General features: G+C 72.0%; 12 protein-coding genes, 1 pseudogene and 1 CRISPR repeat array. Of the genes and pseudogenes, 7 read left to right on the forward strand and 6 right to left on the reverse strand.

The features are described from left to right. The first annotated feature begins 65 nt into the window (after positions 1–65). On the forward strand, positions 66–1,883 hold the full coding sequence (locus ACWGJ2_RS13980; protein WP_453346295.1) for a gamma-glutamyltransferase family protein: 1,818 nt from the start codon (positions 66–68) through the stop codon (positions 1,881–1,883). 33 nt (positions 1,884–1,916) lie between these two features. Here ACWGJ2_RS13980 and ACWGJ2_RS13985 read toward each other — a convergent pair whose 3' ends face one another. After that, the gene (locus ACWGJ2_RS13985; RefSeq protein ID WP_453346296.1) at positions 1,917–2,255 is read right to left on the reverse strand and encodes an alpha/beta fold hydrolase; all 339 of its coding nucleotides are present in this window, start codon (positions 2,253–2,255) and stop codon (positions 1,917–1,919) included. On the opposite strand from ACWGJ2_RS13985, the pseudogene ACWGJ2_RS13990 reads away from it, so the two are divergent. Both ACWGJ2_RS13990 and mfd read left to right on the forward strand, forming a co-directional pair. Next, positions 2,226–2,699, forward strand: a pseudogene (locus ACWGJ2_RS13990) (GlxA family transcriptional regulator); the annotation flags it as partial. The gene ACWGJ2_RS13985 and the pseudogene ACWGJ2_RS13990 overlap by 30 nt on opposite strands. A 640-nt stretch (positions 2,700–3,339) precedes the next feature. Next, positions 3,340–6,882 carry a transcription-repair coupling factor gene (mfd, locus tag ACWGJ2_RS13995; protein WP_453346297.1) on the forward strand — a complete coding sequence of 1,181 codons (3,543 nt, stop codon included), beginning with the start codon at positions 3,340–3,342 and terminating at the stop codon, positions 6,880–6,882. Positions 6,883–6,950: 68 nt separating this feature from the next. Here the strand turns inward: mfd and ACWGJ2_RS14000 are convergent, their stop codons facing one another. Next, positions 6,951–7,427 carry a hypothetical protein gene (locus ACWGJ2_RS14000; protein WP_453346298.1) on the reverse strand — a complete coding sequence of 159 codons (477 nt, stop codon included), beginning with the start codon at positions 7,425–7,427 and terminating at the stop codon, positions 6,951–6,953. A 31-nt stretch (positions 7,428–7,458) separates the two neighbouring features. After that, on the reverse strand, positions 7,459–8,721 hold the full coding sequence (locus ACWGJ2_RS14005; RefSeq protein ID WP_453346299.1) for a helix-turn-helix domain-containing protein: 1,263 nt from the start codon (positions 8,719–8,721) through the stop codon (positions 7,459–7,461). A 742-nt stretch (positions 8,722–9,463) separates the two neighbouring features. Beyond that, positions 9,464–9,918: direct repeats of the CRISPR family, unit length 28 nt; unit sequence GGACCACCCCCGCCTGCGCGGGGACCAC. Between the two features lie 525 nt (positions 9,919–10,443). Here ACWGJ2_RS14005 and ACWGJ2_RS14010 point away from each other — a divergent pair. Together ACWGJ2_RS14010 and ACWGJ2_RS14015 are read left to right on the forward strand one after the other, a co-directional pair. Further along, complete coding sequence (locus tag ACWGJ2_RS14010) at positions 10,444–11,580, forward strand: methyltransferase domain-containing protein (protein WP_453346300.1); 1,137 nt, start codon at positions 10,444–10,446, stop codon at positions 11,578–11,580. A gap of 505 nt (positions 11,581–12,085) precedes the next feature. Then, a complete protein-coding gene (locus ACWGJ2_RS14015) occupies positions 12,086–12,439 on the forward strand; it encodes a MerR family transcriptional regulator (protein WP_453346301.1) in 354 nt (117 codons plus the stop codon). 25 nt (positions 12,440–12,464) lie between these two features. Here ACWGJ2_RS14015 and ACWGJ2_RS14020 read toward each other — a convergent pair whose 3' ends face one another. The 3 genes from ACWGJ2_RS14020 to ACWGJ2_RS14030 all read right to left on the reverse strand — a co-directional run bounded on the left by ACWGJ2_RS14020 (position 12,465) and on the right by ACWGJ2_RS14030 (position 14,549). Further along, the gene (locus ACWGJ2_RS14020) at positions 12,465–13,214 is read right to left on the reverse strand and encodes an SDR family oxidoreductase (RefSeq protein ID WP_453346302.1); all 750 of its coding nucleotides are present in this window, start codon (positions 13,212–13,214) and stop codon (positions 12,465–12,467) included. Between the two features lie 6 nt (positions 13,215–13,220). Continuing rightward, the gene (locus ACWGJ2_RS14025) at positions 13,221–13,673 is read right to left on the reverse strand and encodes an Rrf2 family transcriptional regulator (protein WP_453346303.1); all 453 of its coding nucleotides are present in this window, start codon (positions 13,671–13,673) and stop codon (positions 13,221–13,223) included. A 120-nt stretch (positions 13,674–13,793) separates the two neighbouring features. Next, positions 13,794–14,549: a GNAT family N-acetyltransferase gene (locus ACWGJ2_RS14030; protein ID WP_453346304.1), complete on the reverse strand. Its 756-nt coding sequence runs from the start codon at positions 14,547–14,549 to the stop codon at positions 13,794–13,796. Positions 14,550–14,742: 193 nt separating this feature from the next. On the opposite strand from ACWGJ2_RS14030, the gene ACWGJ2_RS14035 reads away from it, so the two are divergent. Together ACWGJ2_RS14035 and ACWGJ2_RS14040 are read left to right on the forward strand one after the other, a co-directional pair. After that, positions 14,743–15,522: an HNH endonuclease family protein gene (locus ACWGJ2_RS14035; RefSeq protein ID WP_453346305.1), complete on the forward strand. Its 780-nt coding sequence runs from the start codon at positions 14,743–14,745 to the stop codon at positions 15,520–15,522. A gap of 221 nt (positions 15,523–15,743) precedes the next feature. Then, positions 15,744–16,409, forward strand: a complete 666-nt coding sequence (locus tag ACWGJ2_RS14040; RefSeq protein WP_453346306.1) for a SurA N-terminal domain-containing protein — start codon at positions 15,744–15,746, stop codon at positions 16,407–16,409. Positions 16,410–16,516 lie beyond the last annotated feature (107 nt).

Raw genomic sequence — 16,516 nt, forward strand, 5'->3', positions numbered from 1 at the left:
GTCGGCCGTCACGGAAGCAGAAGCGGAAGCGAAGCGGAAGACCGGCCGAAAGGAAGCGGAAGCGCGTGTTCACGTCCAGGCCCACCCTGCAAGGCACCCACGGCATGGCCTCCTCCACCCACTGGCTGGCCTCGGCCTGCGCCATGGCCGTACTGGAGGACGACGGCAACGCCTTCGACGCCGCCGTCGCGGCGGGCTTCGTGCTCCAGGTCGTGGAACCCCACCTCAACGGCCCGGCAGGGGAAGTCCCCCTCGTGTTCGCCGCGGCGGGCGAGGAGCCAAGGGTGCTGTGCGGCCAGGGCCCGGCGCCCGAGGGCGCGGACATCGGCCACTTCACGGGGCTCGGCCTGGACCTCGTCCCCGGCACGGGACCGTTGGCCGCCGCCGTGCCCGGCGCCTTCGACGCCTGGCTGCTGCTTCTGCGCGACTACGGCACCAAACCCCTCGCCGACGTCCTCTCCCACGCCCTCGGCTACGCCGAGCACGGCCACCCGGCCGTCGAGCGGATCGGCGCGACGGTCGCGACCGTAAGGGAACTGTTCGAGACCGAGTGGACGACCTCAGCCGACGTCTACCTCCCGCACGGACGCCCCCCTGCCCCCGGCGAACGCCTGCGCAACCCGGCCCTCGCGCAGACCTGGCGTCGCCTGCTGCGCGAGGCCGAGGCGGCGGGCCCGGACCGCGAGACGCAGATCGAAGCGGCCCGCCGCTGCTGGCGCGAGGGCTTCATAGCCGAGGCCGTCGCCGACTTCGCCGCACGCCCCGCCATGGACACCTCGGGCGAACGCCACGCGGGCGTCCTCACCGGGGACGACCTCGCCCGCTACGAGGCGACGTACGAGGAGCCCGTCCGCCACGACTGGAACGGCTGGACTGTGTGCAAGGCGGGCCCCTGGAGCCAGGGCCCCGCCTTCCTCCAGCAACTCGCCCTCCTCCCCGACGGGCTCGGCCCGGAGACGTACGGGACGCCCGAGTACGTGCACACCCTCGTCGAGGGCGCGAAGCTGGCCATGGCCGACAGGGAAGCCTGGTACGGGGACGCGCCAGGCGCCGACGTACCGCTCAAGACGCTGCTGTCCGCGCCGTACAACGCGGAACGGCGCGCGCTCGTCGGCCCGGACGCGTCCTGGGAACTGCGGCCCGGCAGCCCCGACGGGCGCGCGCCGCGGCTGGCCGCCTATGTGCGCGCGCAGCAGGACGGGTGGTCGCCCGAGGCGCTGGCCGGGGCCGAGCCGCTGCCGGGCGCGGGCGAGCCGACCGTCGCGAAGGACGGCGCCACCCGGGGCGACACCTGCCACCTCGACGTGGTGGACAGGTGGGGCAACCTCGTCGCCGCGACCCCCAGCGGCGGCTGGCTCCAGGCCAACCCCGTGATCCCCGCGCTCGGCTTCCCCCTGGGCACCCGCCTCCAGATGACGTGGCTGGAGCCGGGCCTCCCCAACTCCCTCGCCCCGGGCCGCCGCCCCCGCACCACCCTCACGCCCTCCCTCGCGCTGCGCGACGGCGAGCCGGTGATGGCGTTCGGCACCCCCGGCGGGGACCAGCAGGACCAGTGGAGCCTGCACTTCTTCCTCGCGGTGGCGCTGCGCGGGCGGGTACGGGGCGGGCTGGACCTCCAGGGCGCGATCGACGCGCCCAACTGGCACACCGAGGCGTTCCCCGGCTCCTTCTACCCCCGGCTGCACGTACCGGGCAGCGTGACCGTCGAGTCCCGGATCGGCGCGGAGACCATCGCGTCCCTGCGCCGGAGGGGGCACGACGTGACGGTCGGCGACCCCTGGTCGGAGGGCCGCCTCTGCGCCGTCGCCCGCGACCCCGAGACGGGCTTCCTCTCCGCCGCGGCCAACCCCCGGGGCGCCCAGGGCTACGCGGCGGGCCGCTGACCTCTCCTCGGAGGGCCGGTGCGGGCGGAGCCACTACGTCGCCGTGAAGAAACCGGCGAGCGCGCGGGCGATACGGGCGGGCGCGTTCTCCGTCGGAATGTGGTCCGCGCCCGGGACGCGGACGAGTGTGGTGTGCGGGATCTCCGAGGCGAACCGCTCGGCGTACTCGACCTTCTCGAAGCCGTCGTCCTCGCCCCAGACCAGCAGCTTGGGTGTGGTGGACCGCCGCAGCGCCGGTACGAGATCGAGGGTGTAGTGGCTGTCGGCCGCCGCGGCCATGGCCGTCCAGGAGCGCCGGACCCGCGACGACGTCCACGGGTCCAGATAGTCCGCGATCCGCCGCTCGGTGGCGGCATCGCCCTGTGCCTGCATCCGGCGCGCACCGACCACGGCGCGGCGTACGCGGCGCAGATCGCCCGGAACATGGTTCTGCCGCCGCACCGGGAGGGCGGCTGGCGCCAGTACGCGGAACAGCCCGCACCTGCCAGGGCCGACGAGTCCCTGGCGCCGCTGCTGGAGTGGGCCGCCTCCCGGCTGCACACCCGGCTGACCCTCGACGACCTCGCCGAACGCGCCGGACTGTCCAGCCGCACCCTCGCCCGGCGGTTCACCGAACAGCTCGGCATCAGTCCCGGACAGTGGCTGCTCGGGCAGCGCCTCGATGCGGCCCGCATCCTGCTGGAGCGGACCGACCTGCCGGTCGAGACCATCGCCACCCGCGTCGGCCTCGCCTCAGCGGTCGACCTCCGCCGCCGCTTCCACTCCCACCTGGGCACCACCCCGGGCGCCTACCGCCGCACCTTCACCACCCCCTGACGCCCCCCCCGAGCACTCTCCGCGGGGCGCGGGGCCACCCCATGAAGCGGCGCCGAGCCACCCCGCCTGGCGCCGTCCAGCGGCGCAACCGGGCCCCCGAACCCTCTTGTCCGCCGCGACGGCGAGCCGCCCGCCGGCGCATTCCGGCGGTGCCGAGTCACCTTGAGCGGTGGGGGTGAGCGGCACCTTTGCTCGGGGCCGCATCCTCTTGTCCGCCGCGACGGCGAGCCGTCCGACGGCGCATTCCGGCGGTGCCGAGTCACCTTGAGCGGCGGGGGTGAGCGGCACCTTTGCTCGGGGCCGCATCCTCTTGTCCGCCGCGACGGCGAGCCGCCCGACTGCGCATCCCAGCAGTGCCGAGTCACCCTGAGCGGCGGGGGAGAGGCCGGGCCATGTCGGGGCACGGAGCCAGTGACCTCGCGCCCCCGGACCACACACGGCGCCCCGCGAGGCCCCGCACCACGCAGGGGTACGGGGCCGGTGACGTCGCGCCCGCCCACACCACACACCGCACCGCGGCCCTTCGCAGCGTCGTACGCTGGAGGCCCCGGCCGCGCCCCGCGTGTCCGGGCCTCCGCGCTGTCCAGCCCCGGGTAGCCCACCGCCACCCCCAGCCCACCCACGGGACGGAACGCCCTTCATGAGTCTCAACGGACTGCTCGACGCCGTCGTGCGGGACCCCGCGCTCGACGAGGCCGTCAAGGCCGCCGCCGACGGCAACCGGCACCACGTCGATCTCGTCGGCCCCCCGGCCGCGCGCCCCTTCGCCGTCGCCGCGCTCGCCCGCTCCGCGCAGCGCCCCGTACTGGCCGTGACCGCGACGGGCCGCGAGGCGGAGGACCTGGCGGCGGCCCTGCGCTCGCTGCTGCCGCCGGACGGCGTCGTCGAGTTCCCGTCCTGGGAGACCCTGCCCCACGAGCGGCTCTCGCCCCGCTCCGACACCGTCGGCCGCCGCCTCGCCGTGCTGCGCCGCCTGGCGCACCCGGACCCTGCCGACCCGGCGACGGGTCCCGTCAGCGTCGTCGTCGCACCCGTGCGTTCCGTGCTCCAGCCGCAGGTCAAGGGCCTGGGTGACCTGGAGCCCGTCGCGCTGCGCCAGGGCCAGAACATCGACCTGGAGGAGGTCGTCGACGGGCTGGCGGCGGCCGCCTACGCGCGCGTCGAGCTGGTGGAGAAGCGTGGCGAGTTCGCCGTGCGCGGCGGCATCCTGGACGTGTTCCCGCCCACCGAGGAGCACCCGCTGCGGGTGGAGTTCTGGGGCGACGACGTCGAGGAGATCCGTTACTTCAAGGTCGCCGACCAGCGCTCGCTGGAGGTCGCCGAGCACGGCCTGTGGGCGCCGCCGTGCCGTGAGCTGCTGCTGACAGAGGACGTGCGCGAGCGGGCAGCGGCCCTCGCGCAGGAGCACCCCGAGCTGGACGAACTCCTCTCCAAGATCGCCGAGGGGATCGCCGTCGAGGGCATGGAGTCGCTGGCTCCGGTCCTCGTCGACGAGATGGAGCTGCTGCTCGACGTGCTGCCCCAGGGCAGCATGGCCATGGTGTGCGACCCGGAGCGGGTCCGTACCCGCGCCGCCGACCTGGTGGCCACCTCGCAGGAGTTCCTCCAGGCGTCCTGGGCCGCCACGGCGGGCGGCGGCGCGGCCCCCATCGACGTGGACGCGGCCTCCCTGTGGGGCATCGCGGACGTGCGCGAGCGGGCCCGTGAGCTGGGCATGATGTGGTGGTCGGTGAGCCCGTTCGCGGCCACGGACGACGCGGACCCGGAGCTGGACACCCTCACCCTGGGCATGCACGCGCCCGAGACGTACCGGGGCGACACGGCTCGCGCGCTCGCCGACACCAAGGGCTGGCTCTCCGAGGGCTGGCGGTGCGTGTACGTCACGGAGGCGCACGGTCCGGCGGCCCGTACCGTCGAGGTGCTGGGCGGCGAGAACATCGCGGCCCGGCTCGACTCCGAGCTGGAGACGATCACCCCGTCGGTCGTGCATGTGGCCTGCGGCTCCCTCGACAACGGCTTCGTCGATCCGGGGCTCAAGCTGGCCGTGCTGACGGAGACCGATCTGTCGGGCCAGAAGGCGGCGGGCAAGGACGCGGCCCGCATGCCCGCGAGGCGCCGCAAGCAGATCGACCCGCTCACGCTTCAGCCGGGCGACTACATCGTCCACGAGCAGCACGGCGTCGGCCGCTACATCGAGATGGTGCAGCGCACGGTGCAGGGCGCGACCCGCGAGTATCTGCTTGTCGAGTACGCCCCGGCCAAGCGCGGCCAGCCCGGCGACCGCCTCTACATCCCCACCGACCAGCTGGAGCAGATCACCAAGTACGTGGGCGGCGAGGCCCCGTCGCTGCACCGGCTCGGCGGCGCCGACTGGACGAAGACCAAGGCGCGCGCGAAGAAGGCGGTCAAGGAGATCGCCGCCGACCTGATCAAGCTGTACTCCGCGCGGATGGCGGCCCCCGGCCACGCCTTCGGCCCCGACACGCCCTGGCAGCGGGAGCTGGAGGACGCCTTCCCGTACGCCGAGACCCCGGACCAGCTCACCACCATCGGCGAGGTCAAGGAGGACATGGAGAAGTCGGTCCCGATGGACCGGCTGATCTGCGGCGACGTCGGCTACGGCAAGACGGAGATCGCCGTGCGGGCCGCGTTCAAGGCGGTGCAGGACGGCAAGCAGGTCGCGGTCCTGGTCCCGACGACGCTGCTCGTGCAGCAGCACTTCAGCACCTTCACCGAGCGCTACGGCCAGTTCCCCGTCAACGTCCGCGCCCTGTCCCGCTTCCAGACCGACACCGAGGCGCGGGCGACGCTCGACGGGCTGCGCGACGGCACCGTCGATCTCGTCATCGGCACGCACCGGCTCTTCTCCTCGGAGACCAAGTTCAAGGACCTGGGCCTGGTCATCGTCGACGAGGAGCAGCGCTTCGGCGTCGAGCACAAGGAGCAGCTCAAGAAGCTCCGCGCCAACGTGGACGTCCTCACCATGTCCGCGACGCCCATCCCGCGCACCCTGGAGATGGCGGTGACGGGCATCCGCGAGATGTCGACGATCACCACCCCGCCGGAGGAGCGGCACCCGGTGCTGACCTTCGTCGGCCCGTACGAGGAGCGGCAGATCGGCGCGGCGGTGCGGCGCGAGCTGCTGCGCGAGGGCCAGGTCTTCTACATCCACAACCGCGTCGAGTCCATCGACCGCGCGGCGGCGCGGCTGCGGGCCGCAGTGCCGGAGGCCAGGATCGCCACGGCGCACGGGCAGATGTCGGAGCAGGCGCTGGAACAGGTGGTGGTCGACTTCTGGGAGAAGAAGTTCGACGTGCTGGTCTCCACGACGATCGTCGAGAACGGCATCGACATCTCCAACGCCAACACCCTGATCGTGGAGCGCGGCGACAACTTCGGCCTCTCGCAGTTGCACCAGTTGCGCGGGCGCGTCGGCCGTGGCCGGGACCGGGGCTACGCGTACTTCCTGTACCCGCCCGAGAAGCCGCTGACGGAGACCGCGCACGAGCGGCTGGCGACCATCGCGCAGCACACGGAGATGGGCGCGGGCATGTACGTCGCGATGAAGGACCTGGAGATCCGCGGCGCTGGCAACCTGCTGGGCGGCGAGCAGTCGGGTCACATCGCGGGCGTGGGCTTCGACCTCTACGTACGGATGGTCGGCGAGGCCGTCGCCGACTACCGCGCGGCGCTCGACCCGGACAGCGCGGAGGAGGAGGCCCCGCTGGAGGTCAAGATCGAACTGCCCGTCGACGCGCACGTCCCGCACGACTACGCGCCCGGCGAGCAGTTGCGGCTCCAGGCGTACCGGGCCATCGCCTCCGCGAACTCGGAGGCGGACATCGCAGCGGTCCGCGAGGAACTCACCGACCGCTACGGTCCGCTGCCGGAACCGGTCGAGAACCTTCTCCTGGTCGCGGGCCTGCGCATGCTGGCCCGCGCCTGCGGCGTCACGGACATCACCCTCCAGGGCAACAACGTCCGCTTCAGCCCCGTGGAACTCCGCGAGTCCCAGGAACTCCGCCTGAAGCGGCTCTATCCCCGCTCGGTCATCAAGTCCGCCGCCCACCAGGTGCTGGTTCCCCGGCCCAAGTCGGGGGGCGGGATTGGCGGCAAGCCGGTGGTGGGGCGCGAACTGCTGGCGTGGGTGGGCGAGTTCCTGACGACGGTCGTCGGCTCGTAGCCGATCCGCGCCGGGTTCGGGGTTCGCCGGGGCCGGTGCGTGGGGCGGGCCGGGTTTGCGGGCCGGGCTCAGTCCCGGCTCGCCCCTTCGGGCCACAGGACGTGGACGGGTACGCCGGTCCGACGCGCGTACGCCACCACGTCGGCGGTGCCGCCGTACCCCCGCGCGGGCTGCCCGTCCCACACGGCGACGAGCCGCTCGACGAGCCCGACCAGGAGTTCGCTGCCCGCCATATGGGCCCGCGCGTCCGACGCGTCGAGCCCGGTGCGGTGCGTCTCGACTGCGCGGCTCAGCAGGTCGTCGTACGTGGCGTGATGCCAGGCGGGCAGCCCGTCCCGGTACGCCCGTGCGGGGACGACGGCCTCGATCCGCCCACCACGATCGAGCACGGCCCGCGCGAACCACGCGTCGGGCCCGTCGGCGAGACACGACACCCCGACGAGCGCGTCGGCCCCGTACCGCCCCACCTCGTCAGCGAGGGCCGCGCGGACCGCCCGTTCGACCGTGGCGGGGAGACCCCGGTGCCCGGTGATGCCGAGGCGCATGTCAGCTCCTTTTCCAGCAGCCGCACGCCGTCTACAGATAGACGGCGTGCAGCCGCTCATCGAAGTCCCGCACGACCTTGGGCGGGTTGGTAACAGGGAAATTGCGGCGCATGGCGCGGGCCTTCTCCAGGATGCGTCCCGAGCGGAAGCGCAGCCCTGTCTCGACGGCACGGCTGGCCAGCGCGAAGGCGCCGTCCAGGCGCCCGGCCGCCATGTGGGCCATGGCCACGTCGAGCGTCCGCAGGGCACGCTGCTTCTCGTGGCCTGATGACAGGGCCTTTGTCGCGGCCTGCCCGTCGAGAACCCAGCCGGGTATGCCCAGCAGTGCACCGCAGGAGAGACGACAGGCATCGACCTTCCCGCTGTCGAAGGGGAACACCCATGGCCATGGCGGAGGCTGCTCCGCCGAGAGCCGATCCGCATGGCGCGAGGCTTCAACGAGGGCCGCATCGGCGCTCTGACGATCCCTTGCCGCCGCGTGGGCCAACGCCTCGACCGTCGCCAGCCAGGCGGCGACGACCGTCGGCTGTCGCTCCCCCAGCCGTCGACGCGCGAAGCCCACGAGACCGAGACCCTGTGCGGGGTTCCCCGTGCTCGCCTCGAACTGACCCAGGCTCCCCAACTGGTATGCCTCCAGCAGCGTGTTGCCCGACCGCCGAGCTGCGTTGACGGCTGAGCCGTACCACGTGCGGGCAGACCCGTTGTCGCCCATGTCCCAGGCCAGCCAGCCGGCGAAGCTGGCTGCCTCACTGCCTGCGGCGGCGAGGAGGGTGCGGTGCTCCTGATCCTCGGCCTCTCCGGCGAGCGTCTGGGTGAGGCGCAGGTGCGCGAGCACGGGTTCCGTCAGTTGTCGTGATGGAGTTGAACCGTCCAAGCGGCGGAAGGCCGTCGTAGCCAGCTTCAGAGCGGAAGCGTGGTCGCTTTCCATGGCGGATGCCCGGGCAGCGGGAAACGCCCCGATCGCCGGGGAGGCGGCCACCGCGGCTGCGCCGGTGAGGAAGTTACGCCGTTCCACGTCGGTCCCATCCAGTTGTGCGGCAAGCGCCGCTGCGTGATCGGCGAGGCCGACCAGCGCTGGAGGGATCTGCAAATACGCTGCGGCCTTGGCCAGTTGTGTCATGTCGTACGAGGCGTCGCCGTGGCCTTCGAGCCGGGACACCGCCGATTGGCTGATCCCGCATGCCTCGCCGAGCTGTCCCTGCGAGACGCCTGCGGCGTTGCGGGCGAGCCGGACGACCCTGCCGTAGTCCCCGGCCCCCGAAGCGTTCCGGATCGCCTGTGCTGACCAGTTCATCGACGCCCCCTGGCAACCCTTGGTACATGGACCAGGACCGGCCCGCTCAACGGCTATGCGCTCACCGCATACCCAAATGCGGAGCACGGGTCGCCGCTGGTACCCACAGCATGCCTCGCGGTCTGGTTGTTCCACCACTCACCGCTGAGAAGGGGTAACGCCATGTCACCCTCCCCTGGTCCGGCCGCAGCAAGGGACACGTCAGTGTCTGTGTCCGTGTCCACGTCCGCGACACGCATGACGCTGCGCGTCTACCGCGTCAGACCGGACGGCACGCGGGTGGGCGCTGGGCCACGACGGGTCGTGCGGTCAGGCGGGGGCGAACCCCCGCAGATCTCGATGGTGTTCCCGCCGTGTGCGTGTGCCCGTTGCCGTGCGGGTGAGGGCGGTGGCGACCGGTGATGGAGAGGCTGTGCTGTGAGTGCGGGGAGTGGAGTGCGGATGCGGTGCTGGTCCAGGTCATCGAGTCGGGGTCGGGCCCGGGCGGGATGCTCTACGCGTGCCGTGTGCCGTGCGCGGTGATCTGCGCAGGGCGCCACTGCGCCCCGCACTGGCTGCGGGCGGAGCACCTCGAGGACTCCGGCGGCCCGGCGGGGGAGGCGACACCATGAGGGGGCGGGCCGACGTCGTGCTCTACTGGCTCGCCGTAGCCGCCCCGCTGGGCGCTCTCTGGTACGCCACCACGCCGGGCCGATGAGGCGCGGGGGTGCTGCGAGCCCGCCTTCACACTCGGCCCGCAGCACCACCCCTCCCGCCTGCGCGGGGACCACATGGGGTCGGGGAAGACCGCGCTGATCGCGAACGGACCACCCCCGCCTGCGCGGGGACCACGGACCCGGACCGTGGGAAGCGTTGTGGGAGACGGGACCACCCCCGCCTGCGCGGGGACCACTCCAGCTCAGCGATAGGACCCTTGCTCTGCTCCGGACCACCCCCGCCTGCGCGGGGACCACGGGCGCCGCTCCAGGAGTTCGGTGCACTCGGCGGGACCACCCCCGCCTGCGCGGGGACCACACCGATGTTCACGCGCTCGCCGCCCCGATCCCCGGACCACCCCCGCCTGCGCGGGGACCACTCGCGCAGATGAAGCCGAAGTACACCTACACACGGACCACCCCCGCCTGCGCGGGGACCACAAGGGGCGTCCGAAGGTCCGCCCCACAAGCTGGGGACCACCCCCGCCTGCGCGGGGACCACCCTTCCTGACCTGCGCTCCCTCAAGCGCTCTGCCGAGTCGTGACCTCCAGAGCCTTCTTGCGGACCATGTCTGACCTCAGGTCCTCCCCGTCAGTGCGAATGACAGTTCCCGAGGGGCCAGAGTACGGAAATCCGTCTGCTGCCGTCGGTCGATGACGCCCCGCACCGACACACACCGCAGAAGCCGAGGCCGACGTGGGGGAACTGGTCGCGCGGATCGGCGTGCTGGCCGGTGAAGGGGTGAGCCGTCCGGGAGGGGGAGCCGGTGAGGAAAGGTGCCGCACGGTGCTGAAAGGCAGCCCAACAGGCTCCGAGCACGCGCCGGTTCCGCACCGCCGTGACCCGCCCGCGCACCCTCCCGTTACCTCCACCAGATCCCTACCGTGAAACCGGACAACACCGGCAACGGTGAGCAGAAGGAGGCGGCCGGGGGCAAACACAGCGGCAAACAGGACCCCGCTGAAAAGGACGGCACAAGCCGGAACGGCCCATCCCGCCACCCCACCCCAAACGGCCGGAGAAGAAGTGACCCCCCTGGCCGGCACTCTCCAGGCGTCAGGGGAAATCGACCCCGCCTGGCACGACAGCTTCGCCGCCATCGACCGAGCCGCATTCCTGCCCGACCGCATCTGGCTCCCCGACGCCGACGGCCACTACCGGCCCATCGACCGGGCCCAGCACCCCGACACCTGGCACACCGCCGCCCAAGCAGACGGACCCGTCGTCACCCACCTCGACACCAGCGCCGGAACACAGATCCCCACCAGCTCCGCCAGCAAGCCCACTGTCGTCGCCCGCATGCTCGCCGCCCTCGACCCCCAGCCCGGCGGCCACCGGATCCTCGAAGCGGGCACCGGTACCGGCTACAACACCGCACTCCTCGCCCACCGCTGCGGTGACCGCCAAGTGGTCAGCGTCGAATACGACCCCCGTCTCGCCGACACCGCCCGCCACGCCCTCCAGACCGCCGGACACAGCCCGCTGATCATCACCGGCGACGCCGCCGACGGCCACCCCGACCGCGCCCCCTACGACCGGATCATCGTCACCTACGCACTCCCCGCCATCCCGCCCCCACTGCTCCAGCAGCTCGCACCCGACGGCATCCTCGTCACCCCCTACGGCACCGGCCTCCACAACGGAGTCCTGCTCCGCCTCACCGCCACCGGCCACGGCACCGTGTCAGGCCCCGTCATCGACGACACCGCCTTCATGTGGGACCGCATCACCCCCATCCAGCGGGACGTCATGGCCATCGTCGACACCCACCCCGGCGGCACCACCACCTCCCGCACGCACCTTGACCCCCGCGCCGTCCTCGGCGACCCCGACGCCGCCTTCAATGCAGGCATCCACCACCCCGGCATCCGCTACAACGTCGGCCGCCCCGACGACGACTCCGGCGAATTCACCCTGTGGCTCGCCCACCCCGCCACCAACTCCTGGGCAGCCGTCGACTACGAGCCCGGCACCACCGAATTCGACGTCGAGCAACACGGCCCCCGCCACCCCACACAGCCGGCACTTCTGGCTCGCCATGTCACCTGCTGCGGCACTGGGTGCGGCACTGGGTGCGGGGCCGTGCCCCTCGCGCAGGGCTTCGATCCCGTGGAGGCACCTTTTCCTCCATGTGGGTGGGAGAACTCCGACTGCCAGGGTTGACGAAAATCTACTGTGGCTGAGGTAGACATTGGCGCATGTCGGGGCTAGTGTTTTCCCCGTAGCCAAGAAGTCCAAGAGGACACGGCAGAGACGAACTGCCGTGTGAGCAGTACCAGCAGGATGCGGAACGGCAGTGGAGTGGCGGGGCCGGAAATGGTGGGTCCCCTCGCTGGCTGCCGGGCCGGGCGGCCCCAGGGGCCGCAGCGTGCAGTACCAGCAGTACCCGCAGAATCCAGCAGTACGACCGAGTAACGCGAATGAAGTAAAGGAGCAGACGCCATCAGGATCGCCCGGGCGAGGCAGAGCACCGCTCGGGTACCGCAGGCCCCGGATTGGAAGGTGGTCCCCGGTCACGCAGCCGCGATCCCCGCGCCTCCGCCCTCCCAGGCGGACCAGCGGAATACGAAGGCCGGTGCAGTAAGCCGGTAGATGGTGTTGAAAGCTCGGGGCCCGGGTGCCAGTACGGCACCCGGGCCCCTCGACGTGCCCGCGAAAGAAGAGGTCTATGCCCCCTCGCAGTTCCCGTAGTACCCGCAGTACCCGACGTACCCGCCCCGTCGATCTCCTCAACGACGAGGACTACCCCGCCTACACCATGGGCCGGGCCGCCGAAATGCTCGGCGCCACCCCCGCCTTCCTCCGCGCCCTCGGCGAACACCGCCTGATCACACCCCTGCGCTCCGAAGGCGGCCACCGTCGCTACTCCCGCTACCAGCTGCGCATCGCAGCGCGCGCCCGTGAACTCGTCGACGCCGGGACGCCTGTCGAAGCCGCCTGCCGCATCGTCATCCTCGAGGACCAGCTAGAGGAGGCGCAGCGCCTCAACGAGCAACTTCGCACCGGCGACGCTGCTTCCTGACCGGCCCCGTGCCGGCGGGCGGCGGTCAGATCTGGTTGAGGCCGCCGTCGACGAAGAGTTCGGTACCGGTCACGAAGCTGCTTTGGTCGCCGGCGAGGAAGAGCGCCGCGGCGGCTGCCTCGTCCGGGTGGCCCATGCGGCCCAGGGGAACCTGGCTCGCGAAGTGCTCCCACAGCTTGGCCGCCTCATCGGCGTTGGGGGCGAGGCCGGCGTTGCCGGGTGTGGCGATGGGTCCGGGGACGAGGGTGTTGACGCGGATCTTGCGGTGCTTCAGCTCATTGGCCCAGGTCCGGGAAAAGGAGCGGATGGCCGCCTTGGACGCGGCATAGACGCCGAACGCCTCGCCACCGGAACCCGCCGAGGTGGAGCCGGTGAGGATCACCGAGGCTCCGTCGTTCAGCAGGGGAAGCGCCTTTTGGACGGTGAAGAGGGTGCCCCTCACGTTGGTGCCGAAGGTGGCGTCGAAGTGCTCTTCGGTGACCTGCTCCAGGGTGGAGAATTCGCCACCGCCGGCGTTGGCGAAGAGCACGTCCACGCGTCGCCCCTGGTCGGCGACGGCGGCGTAGAGCCGGTCGATATCGGCGAGGTCGGACACGTCGCCCCGGACGCCGGTGGCGTTCGGACCGATCTCGGAAAGCGCGGTGTCAAGGGCCTCCTGCCGCCGCCCGGTGATGAACACATGCGCGCCCTCGGTGGCGAATCGCTTGGCGCTGGCCAATCCGATTCCGCTGTTGCCGCCGGTGACGACGGCGGTCTTTCCGTCAAGTTGCCCCATGGCAGATCAATGCTCCAGTTCTGAGGGGTCGGGGCCGGCCAGGACATCCGTGAGTACGTCGGCCAGCGTGATGTGCTGCAACTCGGTGCGAACGGCTTCCTCGACGCGTGCGTACGCGTGACGCATCACGGGCCGGATGCCGGAGCCGATCGGGCAGTCGAGATTGGGTTCGGAGCGGTGCACGGCGAACAGCGGCGCTGGCTCGATCGCCTCGTACACGTCCCGCAGGGTCATGTCCTCCAGTGGCCTGGCGAGTACCCATCCCGCCTCGGCGCCTCGCCGGGAGTGGACGAGCCCGGCATCGCGCATCCGGCCGAGCAGCCGCCGGATCACGACGGGGTTGGTGTTGACGCTCCCCGCGATCCTCTCGGACGTCGCGACTCCCTCTTCGTGTCGACGGTGCAGCTCGATCCACGTCAGGGCGTGCGCTGCCACGGTGAGCTGGCTGTTGCCCGCCACGTGACCACCTCCTTCGACGTAACCGTAATTGTTACATCGGATGCCGTCAAAGGCCCGACGGACCGAATCGAGCTGGTGGGCCGGTGAGCGGTCGCCGGGCCCTTTACGAAGCGCGACGCCTTACGGCGCGTACACGTACGGCGTCGTCGTGGTCAGAGGGGTGAAGCCGAGGCGTTGGAGGATGGGGCGGCTCGTGGGGAGGGCGTCCGTTTGGAGGTAGGAGTAGCCGTGGGCGGCCGCGCGGCGGGCGCGGTGGGCGACCAGGGCGCGGTAGATGCCGTGCCCCCGCCACTCGGGCACCGTGCCGCCACCCCACAGGCTCGCGAAGTCCGTACCCTCGTGCAGCTCCAGGCGTGCCGCGCTCACGGGACGCCCGTCGGCGGTGGACACGGCGACGGTCATGCCGACGGCCTCCGGTTCGTCGGCCAACTGTGCGCGCAACTGCTGCCGCAGCCGGTCCGCGCTCGTGCCGAACGCCGCCTCGTGGACGTCGGCCACAAGGCCGATGCCGGACTCGTCCGTCACCTCTCGCAGTTCGATCCCGTCCGGCGGCTCCGCGACGGCGGCCGGGCCCTCGGCGGGCGCCACCATCAGCGTCTCCTCGGGCTCGGCCGCGAATCCGGCGGCTCGCAGCCGTACGGGGAGGTCGACGGGGGTGTCGTGCCCGTACAGCTTCCACTCGAACTCGCGGCCCCGCGCCGTGAACCAGCGCACCTGTTCCGCGATGGCCGCGTCCGCCGTCGTCTCGTCGAGCGCCGACCACACGACGCCGCACCAGCCGCCGTTCTCCCCGTCCTCGCGCCGCACCCGGCCTCCGGGGCCGTGGGCGCGGCGCATCTGGTCGTCGAACAGGGCGAGTACGGCGGCAGGGTCCATCCGCGCATTCCAGCACCGGTCGTCGGGGGCACCAACCGGTTTTCCCTCCCCAGGCCGTTCCACGGGCACACGGGCAGCACCGGGCCGGTCGCCGTACCGGCGGCACGGTTTCGTCGGCCCGGGTTAGCGTGGTCGCCCAGCCCTCCGCGCACCGCCCAGCCCTCCGCCCACCACCTCCGACGGGATACCGCTCGTGCCACGTCACCCCATAGCCGCCCCCCTCGTCGCCGCGGCCCTGCTCCTCGCGGGCACGGCATGCGACGCCGTCGACGTGGACACGGACAAGGGCGAGAGCCAAGGCCAGGACCAGAGCCAGGACCAGGGCCAGGGCGGCGACGGGCGTGCCGTCAGCCCGCTCGACAACCCCGACGGCACCGAGCCGGGCCTCGCCCCCCTCACCTCCGACGCCGACAAGGCCGAGGCCCGCGACCTCATCGGCAAGGTGGAGACGAAGGGCCGCGGCCCCAAGACCGGTTACGAGCGGGACGAGTTCGGCTACGCGTGGAAGGACACCGTCGACGGCATACCGCTCGGCCGCAACGGCTGCGACACCCGCAACGACCTGCTCAAGCGCGACGGCGACGACATCCGCTTCCGCTCCGGCTCCGACTGCGTCGTCATCTCGCTGACCCTCGCCGACCCGTACACCGGCAAGTCCCTGGAGTGGCGGAAGCAGAACGCCACATCGGTGCAGATCGACCACGTCGTGCCGCTCTCGTACGGCTGGCAGCTCGGCGCCGCGCGCTGGAACGAGAGCAAGCGCGAGCAGCTCGCCAACGACCCGCTCAACCTCCTCCCCGTCGACGGCCCGGCCAACTCCGCCAAGCGCGACGCGGGCCCGGCCTCCTGGCTGCCCCCGTACAAGGGCATCCGCTGCGCGTACGTGACGCGCTTCGCGCAGGTCGCCGTCAAGTACGAGATGCCGGTGACCAGCGCGGACAAGCGGATGATGCTGACGCAGTGCGGCGGCTGAGGCGGGACTGAGCCGGGTCCGAGCGGGCGGCCGAACGCGTCGCTCCGGGCGGGGCCGTCCCTTCCGGAGGGGCGGCGGCGCCACGCGTCGCGGCGCGGGTCGTTGGTCGAATCAGGGCCAATCAGTGTCGAATCAGTGGTCACGGCCACATCGACTGCCTAACATCGATCACCGCCAGGTCATGCACCGTCGCACGACGCTCGCCGCCGCCAGGAGGCCACATGCACAGCCACCGCAGAAGGTCCGCGCTCACCGTCTCCGCCGCCGCAGCGATCGTCGTCGCGGTCCCCTTGCTCAGCGCGTGCGGCAACGACGCGCACCCGGGCGCGGCGGCGGTCGTGAAGGGCGACCGGATCAGTGTGGCGGAGCTTCAGTCGCGGGTCGGTGCCGTACGGGACGCGCAGCGTGCCGCGCCCCAGAGCGAGCAGATGATCAAGAGCAGCGGTCAGCTCACCCGCGCCACCCTGGACGGGATGATCCGCGATCTGATCGTCAGCAAGGCGGCCGAGGAGTCCTCGGTCTCCGTCAGCCGACGCGAGGTCCAGGAGATGCGGGGCGCGCTGGCCCAGCAGGCGGGCGGCGAGAAGCAGATGAAGGCGATGCTGCTCCAGCAGCAGGCCATCGCGCCCGGCGAGATCAACGACCGCATCCGCATGCAGCTCGCCGTCGAGAAGATCGCCAAGGCGGAGGGGATCGATCCGCAGTCCCCGCAGGGCAGCGCGCAGCTGAACGAACGCTTCGCCAAGACCTCCAAGACGATGGACGTCGACGTCAACCCGCGCTTCGGCAAGTGGGACACGAAGAAGGCCACGCTCGCCAACGCCGAGGACCCCTGGCTGCGCGACCTCTCGGGCAAGCAGGCGGAGCAGGCGCAGCAGCAGATGTGACGCGGCGGCGCCGGGCCGGGCCGGACCCGGCCCGGCCGCCCGGCCGCCCGGTCTCCGGCCCCGCGCGGAAATCGGGGAGAGCGCGCGTCGGGCCGTGGGTTACGTTC

Source organism: Streptomyces sp. NPDC054796, assembly GCF_053611545.1.

Bases quoted from the DNA above. Each gene is read 5' to 3' on its own strand.
- ACWGJ2_RS14040 (WP_453346306.1), top strand. From the start codon at position 15,744: ATGCACAGCCACCGCAGAAGGTCCGCGCTCACCGTCTCCGCCGCCGCA.
- mfd (WP_453346297.1), top strand. From the start codon at position 3,340: ATGAGTCTCAACGGACTGCTCGACGCCGTCGTGCGGGACCCCGCGCTC.
- ACWGJ2_RS14030 (WP_453346304.1), bottom strand. From the start codon at position 14,549: ATGGACCCTGCCGCCGTACTCGCCCTGTTCGACGACCAGATGCGCCGC.
- ACWGJ2_RS14000 (WP_453346298.1), bottom strand. From the start codon at position 7,427: ATGCGCCTCGGCATCACCGGGCACCGGGGTCTCCCCGCCACGGTCGAA.
- ACWGJ2_RS14015 (WP_453346301.1), top strand. From the start codon at position 12,086: ATGCCCCCTCGCAGTTCCCGTAGTACCCGCAGTACCCGACGTACCCGC.
- ACWGJ2_RS14020 (WP_453346302.1), bottom strand. From the start codon at position 13,214: ATGGGGCAACTTGACGGAAAGACCGCCGTCGTCACCGGCGGCAACAGC.
- ACWGJ2_RS13985 (WP_453346296.1), bottom strand. From the start codon at position 2,255: ATGCAGGCACAGGGCGATGCCGCCACCGAGCGGCGGATCGCGGACTAT.
- ACWGJ2_RS14005 (WP_453346299.1), bottom strand. From the start codon at position 8,721: ATGAACTGGTCAGCACAGGCGATCCGGAACGCTTCGGGGGCCGGGGAC.